17 protein-coding genes are annotated in these 13,726 nt (G+C 71.3%); 9 read left to right on the top strand and 8 right to left on the bottom strand.

Annotated elements, in window-relative coordinates:
- Positions 1 to 91 precede the first annotated feature (91 nt).
- Both ACZ6CZ_RS07245 and ACZ6CZ_RS07240 read left to right on the top strand, forming a co-directional pair.
- A complete protein-coding gene (locus ACZ6CZ_RS07245) occupies positions 92 to 547 on the top strand; it encodes a pyridoxamine 5'-phosphate oxidase family protein (protein ID WP_469015986.1) in 456 nt (151 codons plus the stop codon).
- A 141-nt stretch (positions 548 to 688) separates the two neighbouring features.
- Positions 689 to 1,507, top strand: a complete 819-nt coding sequence (locus ACZ6CZ_RS07240) for a maleylpyruvate isomerase family mycothiol-dependent enzyme (RefSeq protein ID WP_469015983.1) — start codon at positions 689 to 691, stop codon at positions 1,505 to 1,507.
- Between the two features lie 233 nt (positions 1,508 to 1,740).
- On the opposite strand, the gene arsB is transcribed toward ACZ6CZ_RS07240, so the two are convergent.
- Positions 1,741 to 2,859 (bottom strand): ACR3 family arsenite efflux transporter, encoded by a 1,119-nt coding sequence (gene arsB, locus ACZ6CZ_RS07235; protein WP_469015981.1) that lies wholly within the window; start codon positions 2,857 to 2,859, stop codon positions 1,741 to 1,743.
- Positions 2,856 to 3,164 carry an ArsR/SmtB family transcription factor gene (locus ACZ6CZ_RS07230; RefSeq protein ID WP_469015978.1) on the bottom strand — a complete coding sequence of 103 codons (309 nt, stop codon included), beginning with the start codon at positions 3,162 to 3,164 and terminating at the stop codon, positions 2,856 to 2,858. The genes arsB and ACZ6CZ_RS07230 overlap by 4 nt, the downstream gene beginning before the upstream one ends.
- Before the next feature lie 103 nt (positions 3,165 to 3,267).
- Here ACZ6CZ_RS07230 and ACZ6CZ_RS07225 point away from each other — a divergent pair, with 103 nt between their 5' ends.
- A complete protein-coding gene (locus ACZ6CZ_RS07225; protein WP_469015975.1) occupies positions 3,268 to 3,672 on the top strand; it encodes an arsenate reductase ArsC in 405 nt (134 codons plus the stop codon).
- Positions 3,673 to 3,743: 71 nt separating this feature from the next.
- Here ACZ6CZ_RS07225 and ACZ6CZ_RS07220 read toward each other — a convergent pair whose 3' ends face one another.
- Both ACZ6CZ_RS07220 and ACZ6CZ_RS07215 read right to left on the bottom strand, forming a co-directional pair.
- A complete protein-coding gene (locus ACZ6CZ_RS07220) occupies positions 3,744 to 4,298 on the bottom strand; it encodes a YwqG family protein (RefSeq protein WP_469015972.1) in 555 nt (184 codons plus the stop codon).
- A gap of 46 nt (positions 4,299 to 4,344) precedes the next feature.
- A complete protein-coding gene (locus ACZ6CZ_RS07215; protein ID WP_469015969.1) occupies positions 4,345 to 5,316 on the bottom strand; it encodes a helix-turn-helix domain-containing protein in 972 nt (323 codons plus the stop codon).
- Positions 5,317 to 5,465: 149 nt separating this feature from the next.
- Here ACZ6CZ_RS07215 and ACZ6CZ_RS07210 point away from each other — a divergent pair, with 149 nt between their 5' ends.
- Positions 5,466 to 6,494 carry a saccharopine dehydrogenase family protein gene (locus tag ACZ6CZ_RS07210; RefSeq protein ID WP_469015966.1) on the top strand — a complete coding sequence of 343 codons (1,029 nt, stop codon included), beginning with the start codon at positions 5,466 to 5,468 and terminating at the stop codon, positions 6,492 to 6,494.
- Between the two features lie 287 nt (positions 6,495 to 6,781).
- Here ACZ6CZ_RS07210 and ACZ6CZ_RS07205 read toward each other — a convergent pair whose 3' ends face one another.
- Both ACZ6CZ_RS07205 and ACZ6CZ_RS07200 read right to left on the bottom strand, forming a co-directional pair.
- On the bottom strand, positions 6,782 to 6,982 hold the full coding sequence (locus tag ACZ6CZ_RS07205) for a hypothetical protein (RefSeq protein ID WP_469015964.1): 201 nt from the start codon (positions 6,980 to 6,982) through the stop codon (positions 6,782 to 6,784).
- Positions 6,983 to 7,551: 569 nt separating this feature from the next.
- On the bottom strand, positions 7,552 to 8,460 hold the full coding sequence (locus ACZ6CZ_RS07200; protein ID WP_469015961.1) for a LysR family transcriptional regulator: 909 nt from the start codon (positions 8,458 to 8,460) through the stop codon (positions 7,552 to 7,554).
- Positions 8,461 to 8,576: 116 nt separating this feature from the next.
- Here ACZ6CZ_RS07200 and ACZ6CZ_RS07195 point away from each other — a divergent pair, with 116 nt between their 5' ends.
- A complete protein-coding gene (locus ACZ6CZ_RS07195; protein ID WP_469015958.1) occupies positions 8,577 to 9,389 on the top strand; it encodes an inositol monophosphatase family protein in 813 nt (270 codons plus the stop codon).
- A 71-nt stretch (positions 9,390 to 9,460) separates the two neighbouring features.
- On the top strand, positions 9,461 to 10,108 hold the full coding sequence (locus ACZ6CZ_RS07190) for an NADPH-dependent F420 reductase (RefSeq protein WP_469015956.1): 648 nt from the start codon (positions 9,461 to 9,463) through the stop codon (positions 10,106 to 10,108).
- A 243-nt stretch (positions 10,109 to 10,351) separates the two neighbouring features.
- Here the strand turns inward: ACZ6CZ_RS07190 and ACZ6CZ_RS07185 are convergent, their stop codons facing one another.
- On the bottom strand, positions 10,352 to 10,945 hold the full coding sequence (locus tag ACZ6CZ_RS07185; RefSeq protein WP_469015954.1) for a TetR/AcrR family transcriptional regulator: 594 nt from the start codon (positions 10,943 to 10,945) through the stop codon (positions 10,352 to 10,354).
- A gap of 94 nt (positions 10,946 to 11,039) precedes the next feature.
- On the opposite strand from ACZ6CZ_RS07185, the gene ACZ6CZ_RS07180 reads away from it, so the two are divergent.
- The 3 genes from ACZ6CZ_RS07180 to ACZ6CZ_RS07170 all read left to right on the top strand — a co-directional run bounded on the left by ACZ6CZ_RS07180 (position 11,040) and on the right by ACZ6CZ_RS07170 (position 13,164).
- Positions 11,040 to 11,483, top strand: a complete 444-nt coding sequence (locus tag ACZ6CZ_RS07180; protein ID WP_469015951.1) for a nuclear transport factor 2 family protein — start codon at positions 11,040 to 11,042, stop codon at positions 11,481 to 11,483.
- Positions 11,480 to 12,334, top strand: a complete 855-nt coding sequence (locus ACZ6CZ_RS07175; protein ID WP_469015948.1) for an NmrA family NAD(P)-binding protein — start codon at positions 11,480 to 11,482, stop codon at positions 12,332 to 12,334. The genes ACZ6CZ_RS07180 and ACZ6CZ_RS07175 overlap by 4 nt, the downstream gene beginning before the upstream one ends.
- Positions 12,335 to 12,444: 110 nt before the next feature.
- A complete protein-coding gene (locus tag ACZ6CZ_RS07170) occupies positions 12,445 to 13,164 on the top strand; it encodes a CDP-alcohol phosphatidyltransferase family protein (protein WP_469015945.1) in 720 nt (239 codons plus the stop codon).
- Here the strand turns inward: ACZ6CZ_RS07170 and ACZ6CZ_RS07165 are convergent.
- On the bottom strand, positions 13,136 to 13,603 hold the full coding sequence (locus ACZ6CZ_RS07165; RefSeq protein ID WP_469015942.1) for an FAD synthase family protein: 468 nt from the start codon (positions 13,601 to 13,603) through the stop codon (positions 13,136 to 13,138). The genes ACZ6CZ_RS07170 and ACZ6CZ_RS07165 overlap by 29 nt on opposite strands.
- Positions 13,604 to 13,726: the final 123 nt, after the last annotated feature.

Raw genomic sequence — 13,726 nt, 5'->3', positions numbered from 1 at the left:
GAGTGACGGGCCGGAGTGAGCGAGCGAGGCTCCGGCCGGGCACGACGAGAGCCGGGGGACGGCTGTCAGTGGCTGCTTCGAGACTGCGTGCATGGCGACGTGGAAACAGTTCGAGGACGAGGCGGCCGAGTTGGCCGCGCAGGTCCGGGCCCGCTTCGAGGCCCATGAGACGCACGTTCTCGCGACCCTCCGCAAGGACGGCTCGCCCCGGGTGAGCGGCAGTGAGGTGGACTTCCGGGGACGGGAGCTGACCTTCGGCTCGATGCTCGGTGCGGTGAAGGCACGTGACCTCCGACGCGATGGCCGGTGCGCGATCCACGCCCACCCGGGTGACGGCGATGCCAAGATCGCCGGAGTGGCCACAGAGGTCGTCGACCGTGAGGAGAAGCAGGCGATGACGACCGGTACGGAACCGCCCGGCGATTTCCATGCCTTCCGTCTGGACCTCACCGAGGCCGTCCTCACCTCAGTGGACCAGGAGGAGCAGGTGCTGGTCATCCGGCTCTGGCGCCCCGGCCAACCCGTGAAGGTGATCAAGCGCCGGTGAGCCGCCGGGGCAGGGTTCCGTGGGCGCGGTGGCTGAGCCGCCCGGGTGAGCCCTGCCCGGCCGTGCTCGGTGACGCACACGGGCCGGTTTGCCTTCGAGTGCACTCCAGCGGCCACACTGACCGTCACCGACATTCGTACCGTGACAGAACGGCGGCAGCAGATGGCGACGACGAGCAACGCGGGGCACCCCCTGCCGTACGGCACCTACCGGGCCGAGATCGAGCGGGAGACCCGCCGGTTCGCCGACGCGGTGCGCGGCGCCGACCCCGCGGGTGCCGTGCCGTCCTGCCCCGACTGGACGCTGGCTGAGCTGACCCGGCACGTGGGCTCGCTGCAGCGCTGGTTCTGCACGCTGCTGTCCCAGCGAGTGCAGGAGTTTCCCCGCAGCCGGGAGGTGGAGCTGGGGCTGCCCGACGACCCACGGGACTACCCCGACTGGGTGACGGCCGGGGTACCCGACGTGGCGGCCGTGCTGCGGGACACGGACCCCGGCGCGCCGATGTGGACATGGGGCGAGGACCGGCACGCGCGGTTCTGGGCGCGCCGGATGCTGTTCGAGACGCTGGTGCACCGGGTGGACGCGGAGGGTGCGGTCGGCCGGGAGTCCGACGTCGACCCGGTGGTGGCGGCGGACGGAGTGGACGAGTTCCTGGTGAACCTGCCCCACGCGGGGGTCTTCGCGCCCGGGGTGACGAAGCTGCGCGGTGAGGGCGAGACGATCGCGTTCCGGGCCACGGAGGCGGCCGGTGAGGAGTGGCGGGTGCGGCTGGAGCCGGCCGGTTTCCGGCTGCTGTCCGGCGCGGTCGCCGAGTCCGTCCCGGACACGGCCGCGGTGCGGGGGCAGGCGGCGGATCTCCTGCTGCTGCTCTACGGCCGACGGTCCTACCAGGAGGCGGCGTTCGACGTCTCGGGGGACACCACGATCCTCGACCGCTGGTTCGACCACACGGCCTTCTGATCCGGACGCTCCCCTGCGGCATCCCGCGGGCATGCGGTGGTCGGGCCGGGGGGCGGGATTCTGGCGGGTGCCGGGGCGAGCGGTATCTGTCCCATACCGCTCGGCCCCGGGTGCCGGCGCGTCAGCGCCAGGTGTCGCTGAGCGTCAGAGCGCGTCCGCACCTCAGTGAACTGCTGCGGAACTGGCATGACATGGCAGCGGAGCCCACCCGCACACCGGTGCAAGTCCTCGCATCATCGGGTCGTCGTCACCGCGCCGGGAGTGAACTTCGCTCGCCAGGCGAGGGCGACATGGACCAGGCCGATCAGGACCGGTACTTCGATGAGCGGGCCGACGACGCCGGACAGTGCCTGGCCGGAGGTGACGCCGAAGGTGGCGATGGCGACGGCGATGGCCAGCTCGAAGTTGTTGCCCGCCGCGGTGAAGGCCAGCGTCGCGGTGCGGTCGTAGGCCAGGCCCAGGCTCCTGCCGAGGAGGAACGTGCCGAAGAACATGATCGCGAAGTAGACGAGCAGCGGCAGCGCGATGCGGGCGACGTCCAGCGGCTGCGAGGTGATGGTCCTGCCCTGCAGGGCGAAGAGGACGACGATCGTGAACAGCAGCCCGTACAGCGCCCAGGGGCCGATCTTCGGCAGGAAGGTCGTCTCGTAGTCGGTGCGGCCCAGCTTCCGCTCGCCGGTGCGGCGGGTGAGGAAGCCGGCCAGCAGCGGGACGCCGAGGAAGATGATGACGTTCAGCGCGATGTGCCACACGGACACGTCCAGGCCCTGGCCGTCGCCGAGGTCCATCCAGCGCGGCAGCAGGTCGAGGTAGAACCAGCCCAGCAGACCGAACGCCACGACCTGGAAACCCGAGTTCAGCGCGACGAGGACGGCGGCGGCCTCGCGGTCGCCGCAGGCGAGGTCGTTCCAGATGACGACCATGGCGATGCAGCGGGCCAGGCCGACGATGATCAGGCCGGTGCGGTACTCGGGCAGGTCCGGCAGGAAGAGCCACGCCAGCGCGAACATCACCGCCGGTCCGACGATCCAGTTGACGACCAGCGAGGAGACCATGAGCTTCTTGTCGCCGGTGACGCGGTCGAGCCTGTCGTAGCGGACCTTGGCGAGGACCGGGTACATCATGACCAGCAGGCCGAGCGCGATCGGCAGGGAGATCCCGCCGATCTCGATCGTCGCCAGCGCGTCGTCCAGGCCCGGGACGAGGCGGCCCAGGCCCAGGCCGACGGCCATGGCGAGCAGTATCCAGAGCGCCAGGTAGCGGTCGAGGGTGGAGAGCTTCCTGACGATCGAGGCGTCCCCGGCCGGGCCGGCTCCTTCGGCAGGGAGGGTGGTGGGCTCGACGGACGTCACGGGCAGGCCCTCTTGTTGTCGGCGGCGGTGCGTCCGCAGGCGGCGAGTTGGGCGAACCGCTCGGACAGACCGGCCAGGATCTCCGGCCTCAGCCTGTAGTAGGTGAAGCGGCCGCACGGCTCGGTCTCCACGATCCCGGCCTCGCGCAGCACCTTCATGTGGTTCGACAGGTTGGTCTGCTTGGCTCCCGTCTCCTCGACCAGGTGCGTCGTGCAGAGCATCTCGCGCGCCAGCAGGGTGACGATCTTCAGGCGGAGCGGGTCGCCCAGCGCCCGCATCACATCAGGATCGACTGAAGTCAGCATGCGCTGATACTTTCACATCATCACTCGCTGATACCAGCGAGAGCTGATGTCACGGGCGGCCGGTCCGCCGTGCGACGAGAGAGAACGAGAGAGAACGATCACCATGGCCGACAAGCCGTCCGTCCTGTTCGTCTGCGTCCACAACGCCGGCCGCTCCCAGATGGCCGCCGCGTGGCTGACCCACCTGGCCGGGGACCGCGTCGAGGTGCGTTCCGCCGGTTCCGACCCGGGTGCCGGAGTCAACCCGGCCGCCGTCGAAGCCATGGCCGAGGTCGGCATCGACATCTCCCAGGAGACGCCGAAGATCCTCACCGTCGACGCCGTCCGCGAGTCGGACGTCTGCGTCACCATGGGCTGTGGCGACACCTGTCCCGTCTTTCCCGGCAAGCGTTACCTGGACTGGCGGCTCGAGGACCCGGCCGGCCAGGGCGTCGAAGGCGTCCGCCCGATCCGCGACCAGATCAGGACCCTCGTCGAAGGCCTTATCGCGGAGATCGCCCCCGAGTAGCGGAGACGACGGCATGAACGGCGGCCCGGGCCCGCGGACTTCTGGGTCGCGCAGGGTGTCGTCCTTCGTCCTCATCGTTGCCAGAGAAAGGCGGCCTCGCCGCAGGGGCGGCAGTGGAAGACGTAACCGCGGCCGCCTCCGCCGAAGTTGGCCGAGGTCGCGTGGTCGGAACCCTCTTCCAGCTCGGCCGTGAACGTCATAGGGACGGTGCAGGAGGGGCAGGCGGGAGTCTCGTCGTTCTGCAGCCACTCGGGTTCACCACCCAGCCGTCCCAGAACCGGCTCCGCGGTCGGGATGCCGGTCGGGTGGGGACGCAGAGCGGTCACCGCACCGAGCAGCGTCTCGCCCGCAGAGGGGACGGTGGCCGCCGACAGCCGCTGACCGGTGAACATGAAGGCGCGGTTGGCGCCGGAGCCGGCGTTCCAGTCGTCGCACATGCCCGGGTCGTTCTGGCAGAAGAAGACCGCGATCGTTCCCGGATCGAGGGCCAGCTGGGCGAGGAACTGCAGGGGCCCGCCGCACTCACGGCAGTTCGGCCAGCTCCATCCGTCCGGAACGAGGGGCACTCCCCCCGTGCGCGGTTCGGGAGCGTCGATCGCGGTTTCCCCGCCGTGTACCAGGAGCATGCCCACAGCGTAGGTGCCACCTTTCCGGCGCGGGCGCCGAGGTTCGTCAGTGGCCGGGGCCGGGGCCGGGGGCGGGGTGGGTCCGGGAGCGGAACGTGCGGCGGTAGGTGTCCGGCGGTACGCCCACCGTTCGGGCGAAGTGGCGGCGCAGCGTGGTGGCGGTGCCCATGCCCGTGGCCGTGGCGATGGTGTCGACGGTGTCGTCCGTGGTCTCCAGCAGTTCCTGGGCGTGGCGGATGCGTTGGGCGTGGAGCCACTGAAGCGGCGTCGTACCGGTCACCTGCTTGAAGTGGCGGCCCAGGTGGCGTGAGCTCATCCGGGCCCGGCGGGCCAGGTCCTCGACGGTGAGCGGCTCGTCCAGCCGCGCCAGGACCCAGGGGAAGAGACCGGCGAGCGGATGGTCGCCGGGCTCGGGGACGGGGGTGGCGATGAACTGGGCCTGGCCACCGTCCCGGTGGGGCGGCACGACCAGGCGCCGGGCGATCTTGTTGGCGATCGACGAGCCGTGGTCGAGGCGTACCAGGTGCAGGCACAGGTCCATGGCGGCGGCCTTGCCCGCCGAGGTGAGCACGGTGCCGTTGTCGACGTAGAGGACGTCCGGGTCCACCGTGACCGCCGGGTGGCGCCTGGCCAGTTCCCGGGTGTGCGCCCAGTGCGTGGTGGCGCGCTTGCCGTCCAGCAGTCCGGCGGCCGCGAGCACGAAGGCGCCGGTGCACAGGGAGGCCACGCGTGCGCCTGCCGCGTGAGCCTCGCGTACCGCGTCGAGGAGTTCGGCCGGCGGGTCCTGGTCCGTGTCGGCCCAGCCCGGGACGATCACGGTGTCGGCCCGTGCCAGGTGGTCGAGCCCGTGGTCGGGCTCGAGCCGGAAGCGGCCGGCCTGTACGGCACTCGGTCCGCAGAGCGAGAAGTCGTACCAGGGGTCCACGAGGTGGGTCACGTCGGCGCCGAAGACTTCGCAGGCCAGGGAGAGTTCGAGGGGCAGCATGCCATCGGTGATGGCCAGCGCGACGGTAGGCATGTCCGGAAGTGTACGGGTCATGTCGTTACAGACACTCGTCCGTGGGTGTCGCTCCGCGCCAGGATCTCCTTGGCAGGGCGCGGCAGCGCAGGCCAACGGGGTTCGGCAGCGGGTCGGCCCAGGTACGGACGAGTGCGGGGAGCGGGCTTATGAGGTCGGGCCAGACGGTGGCGGTGTTCGGCGCGTACGGACATACCGGGCGGTTCGTCGTGGCGGAGCTGGTGGAGCGCGGCTTCGTCCCGGTGCTGTCCGGCCGTGCTGCCGACAAGCTGGGGGCGCTGGCCCTGGAGACCGGGCTGGAGGCCCGTACGGCGTCGGTCGATGACCCGGAGTCGCTGGACCGTGCGCTGGCCGGCGCCGCGGCCGTGATCAACTGCGCCGGGCCGTTCGCCTCGACGACGGCCCCCGTGATCGAGGCGGCCCTGCGGTCCGGGATCCCGTACCTGGACGTGGCGGCGGAGATCGAGGCCAACATCGACACCTTCGCGCACTTCACCGACCGGGCACGGGAGGCGGGCGCGGTGATCGTCCCGGCGATGGCATTCTTCGGCGGTCTCGGTGACCTGCTGGTCACCGCGGCCATGAGTGACTGGACCGCTGCCGACGAGGCACACATCGCGTACGGCCTGAGCAGCTGGCACCCCACCGCCGGGACGCGGCTTTCCGGCGCGGTCTCACGGGAACGGCGCGGTGCGCGGCGCATGCGCTTCACGGACGGCCGGTGGGAGTACCGCACCGACGCCCCGCCGACTCTCGAATGGCGCTTCCCCGAACCGGTGGGTCCGCGACCGGTGATCGGGGAGTTCACGATGGCCGACGTGGTGACCGTGCCCAGCCACCTGGCCATCCCGGAGGTGACGACCTGCATGACGGCCGAGGCCGTCCGGGACATCGCGTCCCCGGACACCCCGGCTCCGACGGCGGCCGACGAAGACGGCCGGTCCGACCAGACCTTCCTCGTCGACGCGGTCGTACGGTCGGGCGGCGTGGAACGCCGCGCGGTGGCCCGCGGCCAGGACATCTACGCTGTCACCGCTCCCCTGGTCGCGGAGGCCGTCGACCGCGTTCTCACCGGCCGCACCCGTACGGCCGGCGTCGCCGCCGCAGGCAAGATCTTCGACGCCCCCGACTTCCTGCGCGCACTGTCCCCGCACATCACCCTGGAACTGCTCCCGTAGCACCTCGGCCGGGAACTCATCTGTGCCACCACCCGGCCGGGCGATCCACCGCACAGCGGCAACCGCGGGATCACGGTTCAGCCCGTGCGGACGTCGACCCCTTCACCGCGGCAGCGCCGTGTCCCATCTTCGCCGCGCGACTGCGTGACGGGTCACTGGCGAAGACGGGCAGAGCGATCCGCTTGGAGAGCATCTGCTCACCCAGGCGGTCGCTGCCCAACGCCCCCACGCGCGGCCGCCGGAACCGGCTCGCCTCGGCGGCGAGAACGTGCGGGCGGGTACCCGGCCTACTCCGCCGTCCGGTACTGCCGGACACGCCGCCCCACCCACAACCGGGCCAGCACGCAGACCACCGTCACCGCGGCGAAGCAGTAGGCCTCGAGAGCATGCGTCTGAGGAGCCCGGTCCAGCCGGCTGCTGCTGTAGGCCCAGAACAGGAACGTGATGATCGCGAAGACGAGCGGCATCACCCATCCCCTGGCGGCCATGTGGGGCATCAGGCTCCGGAGGTAGCGAGGCAGTCGCAGCTCCGCCGCCGGCGCGGCGACGGCGGCGGAGGGAGGGGCAGGGGGCCGCGGCGGGGACAGGGGCAGCGGCGGGGACGGGGGTCGCGGCAGGGGCCGCGGTCGATCCGCGGTCACCGCGCTGACGCTTTATGACGTCGGCCTTCGAGCGCGACGCGATCGCCTTCTCCGAGTCCCCGTACCACCACCACGTGTATCCGGCGATCGCCACGAACACGAGGACAAAGGCGAGGAAGAACGGCGTGACGGAGAAGTGCCCGCCGACGGCGCGCGCGTAGAGGGCCCAGCCGCCGAGGGCGATCGCGCCTCTGATGAGGGCGGTCAACGCCTTCCTGGTACGAAGATCCATTCGCGCACCCGGCGCTGCCGAATTCGCCTTCTCCCAGGTGCTGTCCCGGCCGCTGGAGACCCGGCCCGTGTCGCCGCCGCCCGGCCCACCGACGGCTCAGGAGCGCAGGACCCGGGGCTGGTGCGCAGGCCGTGACGGGCCGCGGCCGCGGATTCGGCGGGGACGAGCGGTGGGTGCGGGGTCCTCAGCCGGGCGGTGTGAACAGTGTCTGGACGATCTCGGTGGCCAGGTCGCGCAGCCAGGTGTGGGCGCGGTCGTCGGCGTAGCGCTGGTGCCACAGCAGGTACAGCGGGACGGTGGGCATCGGCACCGGCAGCGGCAGGGTGATCAGGCCGAGTCGCTCCCGGGCCGCGCGGGTGACCGCGTCGGGGAGAGTGAGCACCAGGTCGGTGCTCGGGGCCAGTTGCAGCGCGAAGGCGACGGTGGGCGCCGCGGCGACGACGCGGCGTTCGTGCCCGGACGTGGTCAGGGCGTCGTCGACCGGATCGCGCAGCCGTCCGCGCCGCGAGAGGGTGAGGTGTTCGGCGGCCGCGTAACGCTCCACGGTGAGCGGGCCTTCGGTGAGGGGATGACCGGGGCGGACCGCGACGACGAGCTGGTCGCGGCCGATGAGGCGGTGCCGGATGTCGGGGAGCACCGGCCGGCTGGAGCTGGAGGCGAGGTCGACCTCGCCCCGTCGCAGCTCGGGGGTGTCGGTGGCGGACTCGGCGGGCAGGCGCAGCTGGACGCCGGGGGCCTGGCGGTGGACGGCGGTGACGAGGGCCGTACCGCAGGCGGCGGTCAGGGCGTCGTGCCAGCGGACGGTGAAGACCCGTTCCAGTGCTGCGAGGTCGAGTTGCTGGTGGGGAGACAGGACTTGGTGGGCCTGCTCCACGAGGGCGTGGACCTGGGCGCGGAGGGCCAGCGCACGAGGAGTGGGCACCATGCTGCGGCCGGTGCGGACCAGGATCTGGTCGCCGGTGGCTTTGCGGATGCGGCCCAGGGAGCGGCTCATCGCCGGTGCGGTGACGTGGAGGCGGGCCGCGGCGCCGGCGACGCTTCCCTCTTCGAGCAACGCGTCCAGAGCCGTGAGCAGATTCAGATCCAATTGCATCTGAGTAACTCTACGAGTGAATGACATGCAGTTGTTGTTAATCGACGGGCGATCTACCGTCGTTGTGCGGGCGCGGACAAGTCGCCCCGCGACCACCGAACTTCAGGGAGTCCGCCATGAGCTCAGCCATGCCCTCCGACGCCGGTACGACGCTCATGTCCGATGTCACCGCCGCGGTGCAGACCGCCGGAGTCACGTTGCGCGACCGCTACACCTCGCACGCCCGGGGCGTGAGCCTGGACGAGGTCGTCGAGGAGATCCACGCCAACGACGACGCGGTGCTGGAGGTGCTGCGGGAGCCGCTGCTGAAGGCCCGGCCCGGGTCGCGGTGGTCCGAGGACGAGCTGGCCGGCGGCGAGCTGCCGCCCGGGGAGTGGTGGGTCGTCGACCCCGCCGAGGGCAACATCAACCACGTCCACGGCATGGCCGAGTGGGCCGTCACCGCCACGCTGGTCCGCGACAACCGGCCGGTCCTCACCGTGGTCCACCTGCCGCTGACCGGTGACACCTACACCGCCGTCGCAGGCGGCGGTGCCCGGCTCAACGACCGGCCCCTGACGGTGTCCGCCAAGACCGACCTGGGCGCCGCGCTCGTCGGCACCGGTCAGGCCAGGCCGGGCGAGGACGGGCACACCTACCAGCGGATCGGCCGGTCGGTCACCGCCATGCTCACCGACGCGCTCGTAGTGCGCATGTCCGTACCCGCCACGATGCAGCTCATCCACGTGGCCGCCGGACGCACGGACGCGTTCTGGCAGTTCTCCGACGTCCGCTCCGGCCTGGTGGCCGGTGCCCTGCTGGTGTCCGAGGCGGGGGGCACCGTCACCGACCTGAGGGGCGAGCCGTGGAGCACGAGCAGCCGGGACTTCCTGGCCGCCGCCCCCGGCGTCCACGCCGCCGCCCTCGACGTCCTGTCGCCGATCGTGTGACCGCGGGACCGCCTGCTCCCGTTCCCCCCTCCACCCCGGGCCCTGCCCGACCTCTCAAGGAGCGTCACCTCATGACCACCATCGCGATCCTGGGCGCCGGCCGCGTCGGCGCCGGCCTCGCCGGCAAACTCGCCGCGGCCGGACACCAGGTCATCCTGGGCCGCCGTAACCCGAAGGAGCGGACCGGACCGCCCGCCCACGACGGCTTCGGCTCCGGCGTCACCGTCTCCGACCAGCGCACCGCCGCCGGCCGCGCGGACATCGTCATCAACGCGACGCCCGGCGACAGCGCCCTGGAGCGCCTGACCGGCCTGCGCGCCGAACTCGCCGGAAAGATCCTCGTCGACGTCTCCAACGCCACCCGCGACGCCGGTGGTCTGCCCGGCGACCTGTGCTATCCCGGCAGCAGCCTTGCCGAGCACCTTCAGGCAGGCCTCCCCGACACCCGTGTGGTCAAGACCCTCAACACCATGTTGTTCATGGTCATGACCGCCCCGGACGTCCTGGCCACCCCGCCGACCGCCTACGTGTCGGGCAACGACGCGGACGCGAAGCGGACCGTCACCGGCCTGCTCGGCGACCTCGGCTGGCAGCCGACGTGGATCGAGGACCTGGGCGACATCACCACGGCCCGGGCGACCGAGGCCATGATCCTGGTCGTGCCCCACATCCTGCGCCGACGCGGCTTCGAGCCCTTCGCCGTCTCCATCAGCCGCTGACCGGGCACTCGGGCCGGGCTCGGGCTCGGACCATGATGACGGTCAGCGCGTGGGTCGCGTTGCGGGTGCGTCAGCGCGCGAGGATCAGGTACAGGATGACGGTCGCGATCACGCTGATGACCAGGGAACCTACACAGCCGATCCGGTTACTGAAGAAGAACATGGGGCCCGTGTACCCCAAAATCCCCGTTGTTGCGTCGGCGCCGTCGAGCGGCCGCGGGGCCGGGCGTCACGTCGAGGCGGTCAGCCCGCGAGCCGGCGGGAGTCGAGGACTCTGGCGGTGAAGGCCGCGAGGCGGGCGCGTATCTGCTCACGAGTCGCCCGCTCCTGGCCGACGAGGTGTTCGACCAGGTCGGCGCGCGTGGCGGCGAGCAGGGCGTGGGCGGTGAAACCGCCGTCGGCGAGCCCGGGAATCTGCTTCAGCGCGGCTTGGAGCGTGCTGTGCCACCTCTCGTAGTGCCCCGCCGCGTAAGGGCTGTCCTCGCCGGTTCCCTCCAGGGCCAGCGCGAGGTGGCGGTTGTCGAGCTTGAAGCACAGCAGGGCGTCGAGGAGGGCGGGGACGCGCTCGAGCGGCGGGGTGCCGGGGCCCAAGGGGGCGGCTCCCTCCTCGACGGCGAGCCTGATCGGTGCGAGCCGCGTCTCGTACAGCGCGCGGATCAGGCCGGTGCGGTCGCCGAAGCCGCGGAAGAGCGTCGCTTTGCCGACGCCGGCCGCTGCCGCGATGTCGGCCATGGTGACCGCTCCCGGACTCTCGCAGCGGGCGAACAGCTCATCGGCGGCCGCGAGGACGGCCTCCCGGTTGCGGGCGGCGTCCACGCGTGGCTTGCGCTCGGGCATGAGGTGCGTGCCTCCGTTTACAAAGCGGACCCAGGGTCCGTATTGTTGGGCATGAACCGGACCTCGGGTCCGCATCATAGAGGACGGAGCACCCATGAACACGAGCAGCGCGCCGGCGGCGCCGGCCGCACCGGCCGACCTGTACCGCCACGGCCTGCGGCTCCTGCTGGACAAGGACATCGCCGCCTGGGTCGACCTGTGGGACGAGAGCGGGATCTTCGAGTTCCCCTTCGCACCGGACGGCTGGCCGCGACGGCTGGAGGGCAAGGCGGCCGTCGCCGAGTACATGCGCGACTACCCCGACCACATCGACCTGCATGACTTCCCCCAGGTCGAGATCCACCAGACGCTCACCCCGGAGACCATCGTGGTCGAGATGCGCGGTGTGGGACGTCTGGTGGACACCGGCAAGCCCTTCGACATGTCATACGTCGCCGTCGTCACCATCCAGAACGGCCTGATCACCCGGTACCGCGACTACTGGAACCCGCTCGCCGTCCAGGACCTCACCACCCACGCCGCCGGGAACGCCCGATGACCGCATCCCAGGAGGTCACCCTTGTCACCGGGGCCACCGGCACCACCGGCAGCCGTGTCGTCGCCCAGTTGGTCGCCGCAGGCCGGCCCGTCAAGGCCGCCAGTCGGCAGGCCACCCCCATGGACGGCTCCCGACCCGTGCGCTTCGACTGGCACGATCCCTCGTCGTTCGCCGGCGCGCTCGAAGGCGCCGACCGGGTCTATCTCGTCCCGCCGCCCGGCTCCCCCGACCCGGCGGCAGTCATGCTGCCGTTCCTGCGGCAGGCCCGCGGTGCGGGAGTCCGCCGCGCGGTGCTGCTCAGTTCGTCGGCGATCCCCCGAGGAGGCCCCGCCGTGGGGCAGGTCCACGAGACCCTGCCCGGCCTGGTGCCCGAGTGGGCGGTGCTGCGGCCGTCCTGGTTCATGCAGAACGTCACCGGCTCTCACCCGCACGCCCGGTCCATCCGAACGGACGGAACGATCCGCACGGCAACGGGCGCGGGCCGTGTCGGCTTCGTCGACGCCGAGGACATCGCCGCCGTCGCCGTACGCGCGCTGACCGACGTCCGGGCCCCGGACGCCGAACTGATCGTCACCGGGCCGCAAGCCCTGAGCTACGACGACGTCGCCGCCATCCTCACCGAGGTCACCGGCCGGACCGTCACCCACCAGCCGACGACCCCCGAGCTGATGCGCGATCGCTTGGCCGCCGAGATGCCCACCGAGTTCGCCGCGATCCTCGGGGCGCTGGACGATGCCATCGCCCACGGCGCGGAGGACCGCACCACCGACACGGTCCAACGCCTCACCGGCCACCCACCGCACAGCTTCCGCGCCTTCGCGGAACGGGAGTTGGGTCAGATCCGGACCTGATGCCGCCGCGCCGGACACCTCGGACCCCCGATCATTGGCCATCGCCCACCGCTCCTGTGATGATGTGGCCCGGGGAGTCACCGGTGGGGCGATGAGGTCCGGGGGGATCTATGAGTGGTACGGCGTCGGTGCTGGTACAGCTGAAGTCCGCGCAGAAGAGCGCGAAGGGCGTGTCGCTGTATTCGCGGTTCGTCAACCGGCCGGTGGGGAGGTATCTCGCCGCCGGGGCGTTCCGGGCGGGGCTGACGCCCAATCATGTCACGCTGATCAGCGCCGGGTTCAGTTTCGCCGCCGTGCTGGTGGTGGCGCTGGCCGCGCCCACCTGGGCGGCGGGCCTCGTGGTCTGGGCCGGACTCGCGGTGGGGTTCGCCTTCGACTCCGCCGACGGTCAGCTCGCGCGGCTGCGCGGCGGAGGCAGTGCGGCGGGTGAGTGGCTGGACCACGTGGTCGACTGCGCGAAGATCACCGCCTTGCACACGGCGGTGCTCATCTCCTTCTACCGGCATCCCGGCCATTTCGGGACCGGGGCCGACCCCTGGCTGCTGGTGCCGCTCGGCTTCCAACTCGTCGCCGTGGTGACGTTCTTCGGCGGACTGCTGACCGAGCAGCTCAAGCCGAAGGCCGCTCCGGGCGAGCGGCCCGCGCCCTCGACGGCCCGGGCGGTGGCGCTGCTGCCCGTGGACCACGGTGTGTTCTGCCTGGTCTTCCTGCTGCTCGGCGGCGGTGACACATTCCGGTGGGTGTACACCGGACTGGCCGCCGCCGCCGCGCTGTTCCTCGTGGCCTTCCTCACCAAGTGGTTCAGGGAGCTGTCCGCAGTTCGTCGGTGAGCCGGTGCCCGTCGAGCGCGTTGAGGGCGCGCCGCAGCTGGGTGCTTGACGTGTGCACGGTGTAGGGGAAGTAGACGACCTCGACCCCCACGGTGGCCATGTCCCGCTCCAGCCGTTCGCCCTTGGGCGTGTCGCGCCAGTCGTCGCCCTTGAACAGCACGTCGAAGCGGACCTGCTTCCACGTCTCCAGCTTGTCGGGCACGGTCTCGACGAAGGCGGCGTCCACGTACTGGATGCTGCGGACGATTTCCAGGCGTTCCACCAGCGGTATCATCGGCCGCCTGCCCTTGGCCCGCTCCGCCATCTCGTCGGAGACGACCCCCGCCACCAGGTAGTCGCACTGGGCACGTGCGTGACGCAGGATGTTCAAGTGTCCGATGTGGAAGAGATCGTAGGCGCCCGGCGCGTAGCCCACGCGGTATCGCTTGCTCGATGGCACGAATGCCCCCCTTGTTCGACGGTTTCCCCCCGCGCGCGCCACCCCACCGAAGCGCGCAGAAATTGACGATAGCGTTCCTGCATCGTGCAGGAAGGGTGAACAATCAGGGTGTTCCGTCGCTCG

It is taken from the genome of Streptomyces sp. NPDC041135 (assembly GCF_055592085.1).
This window is presented reverse-complemented; position numbering and strand designations above follow the sequence as displayed.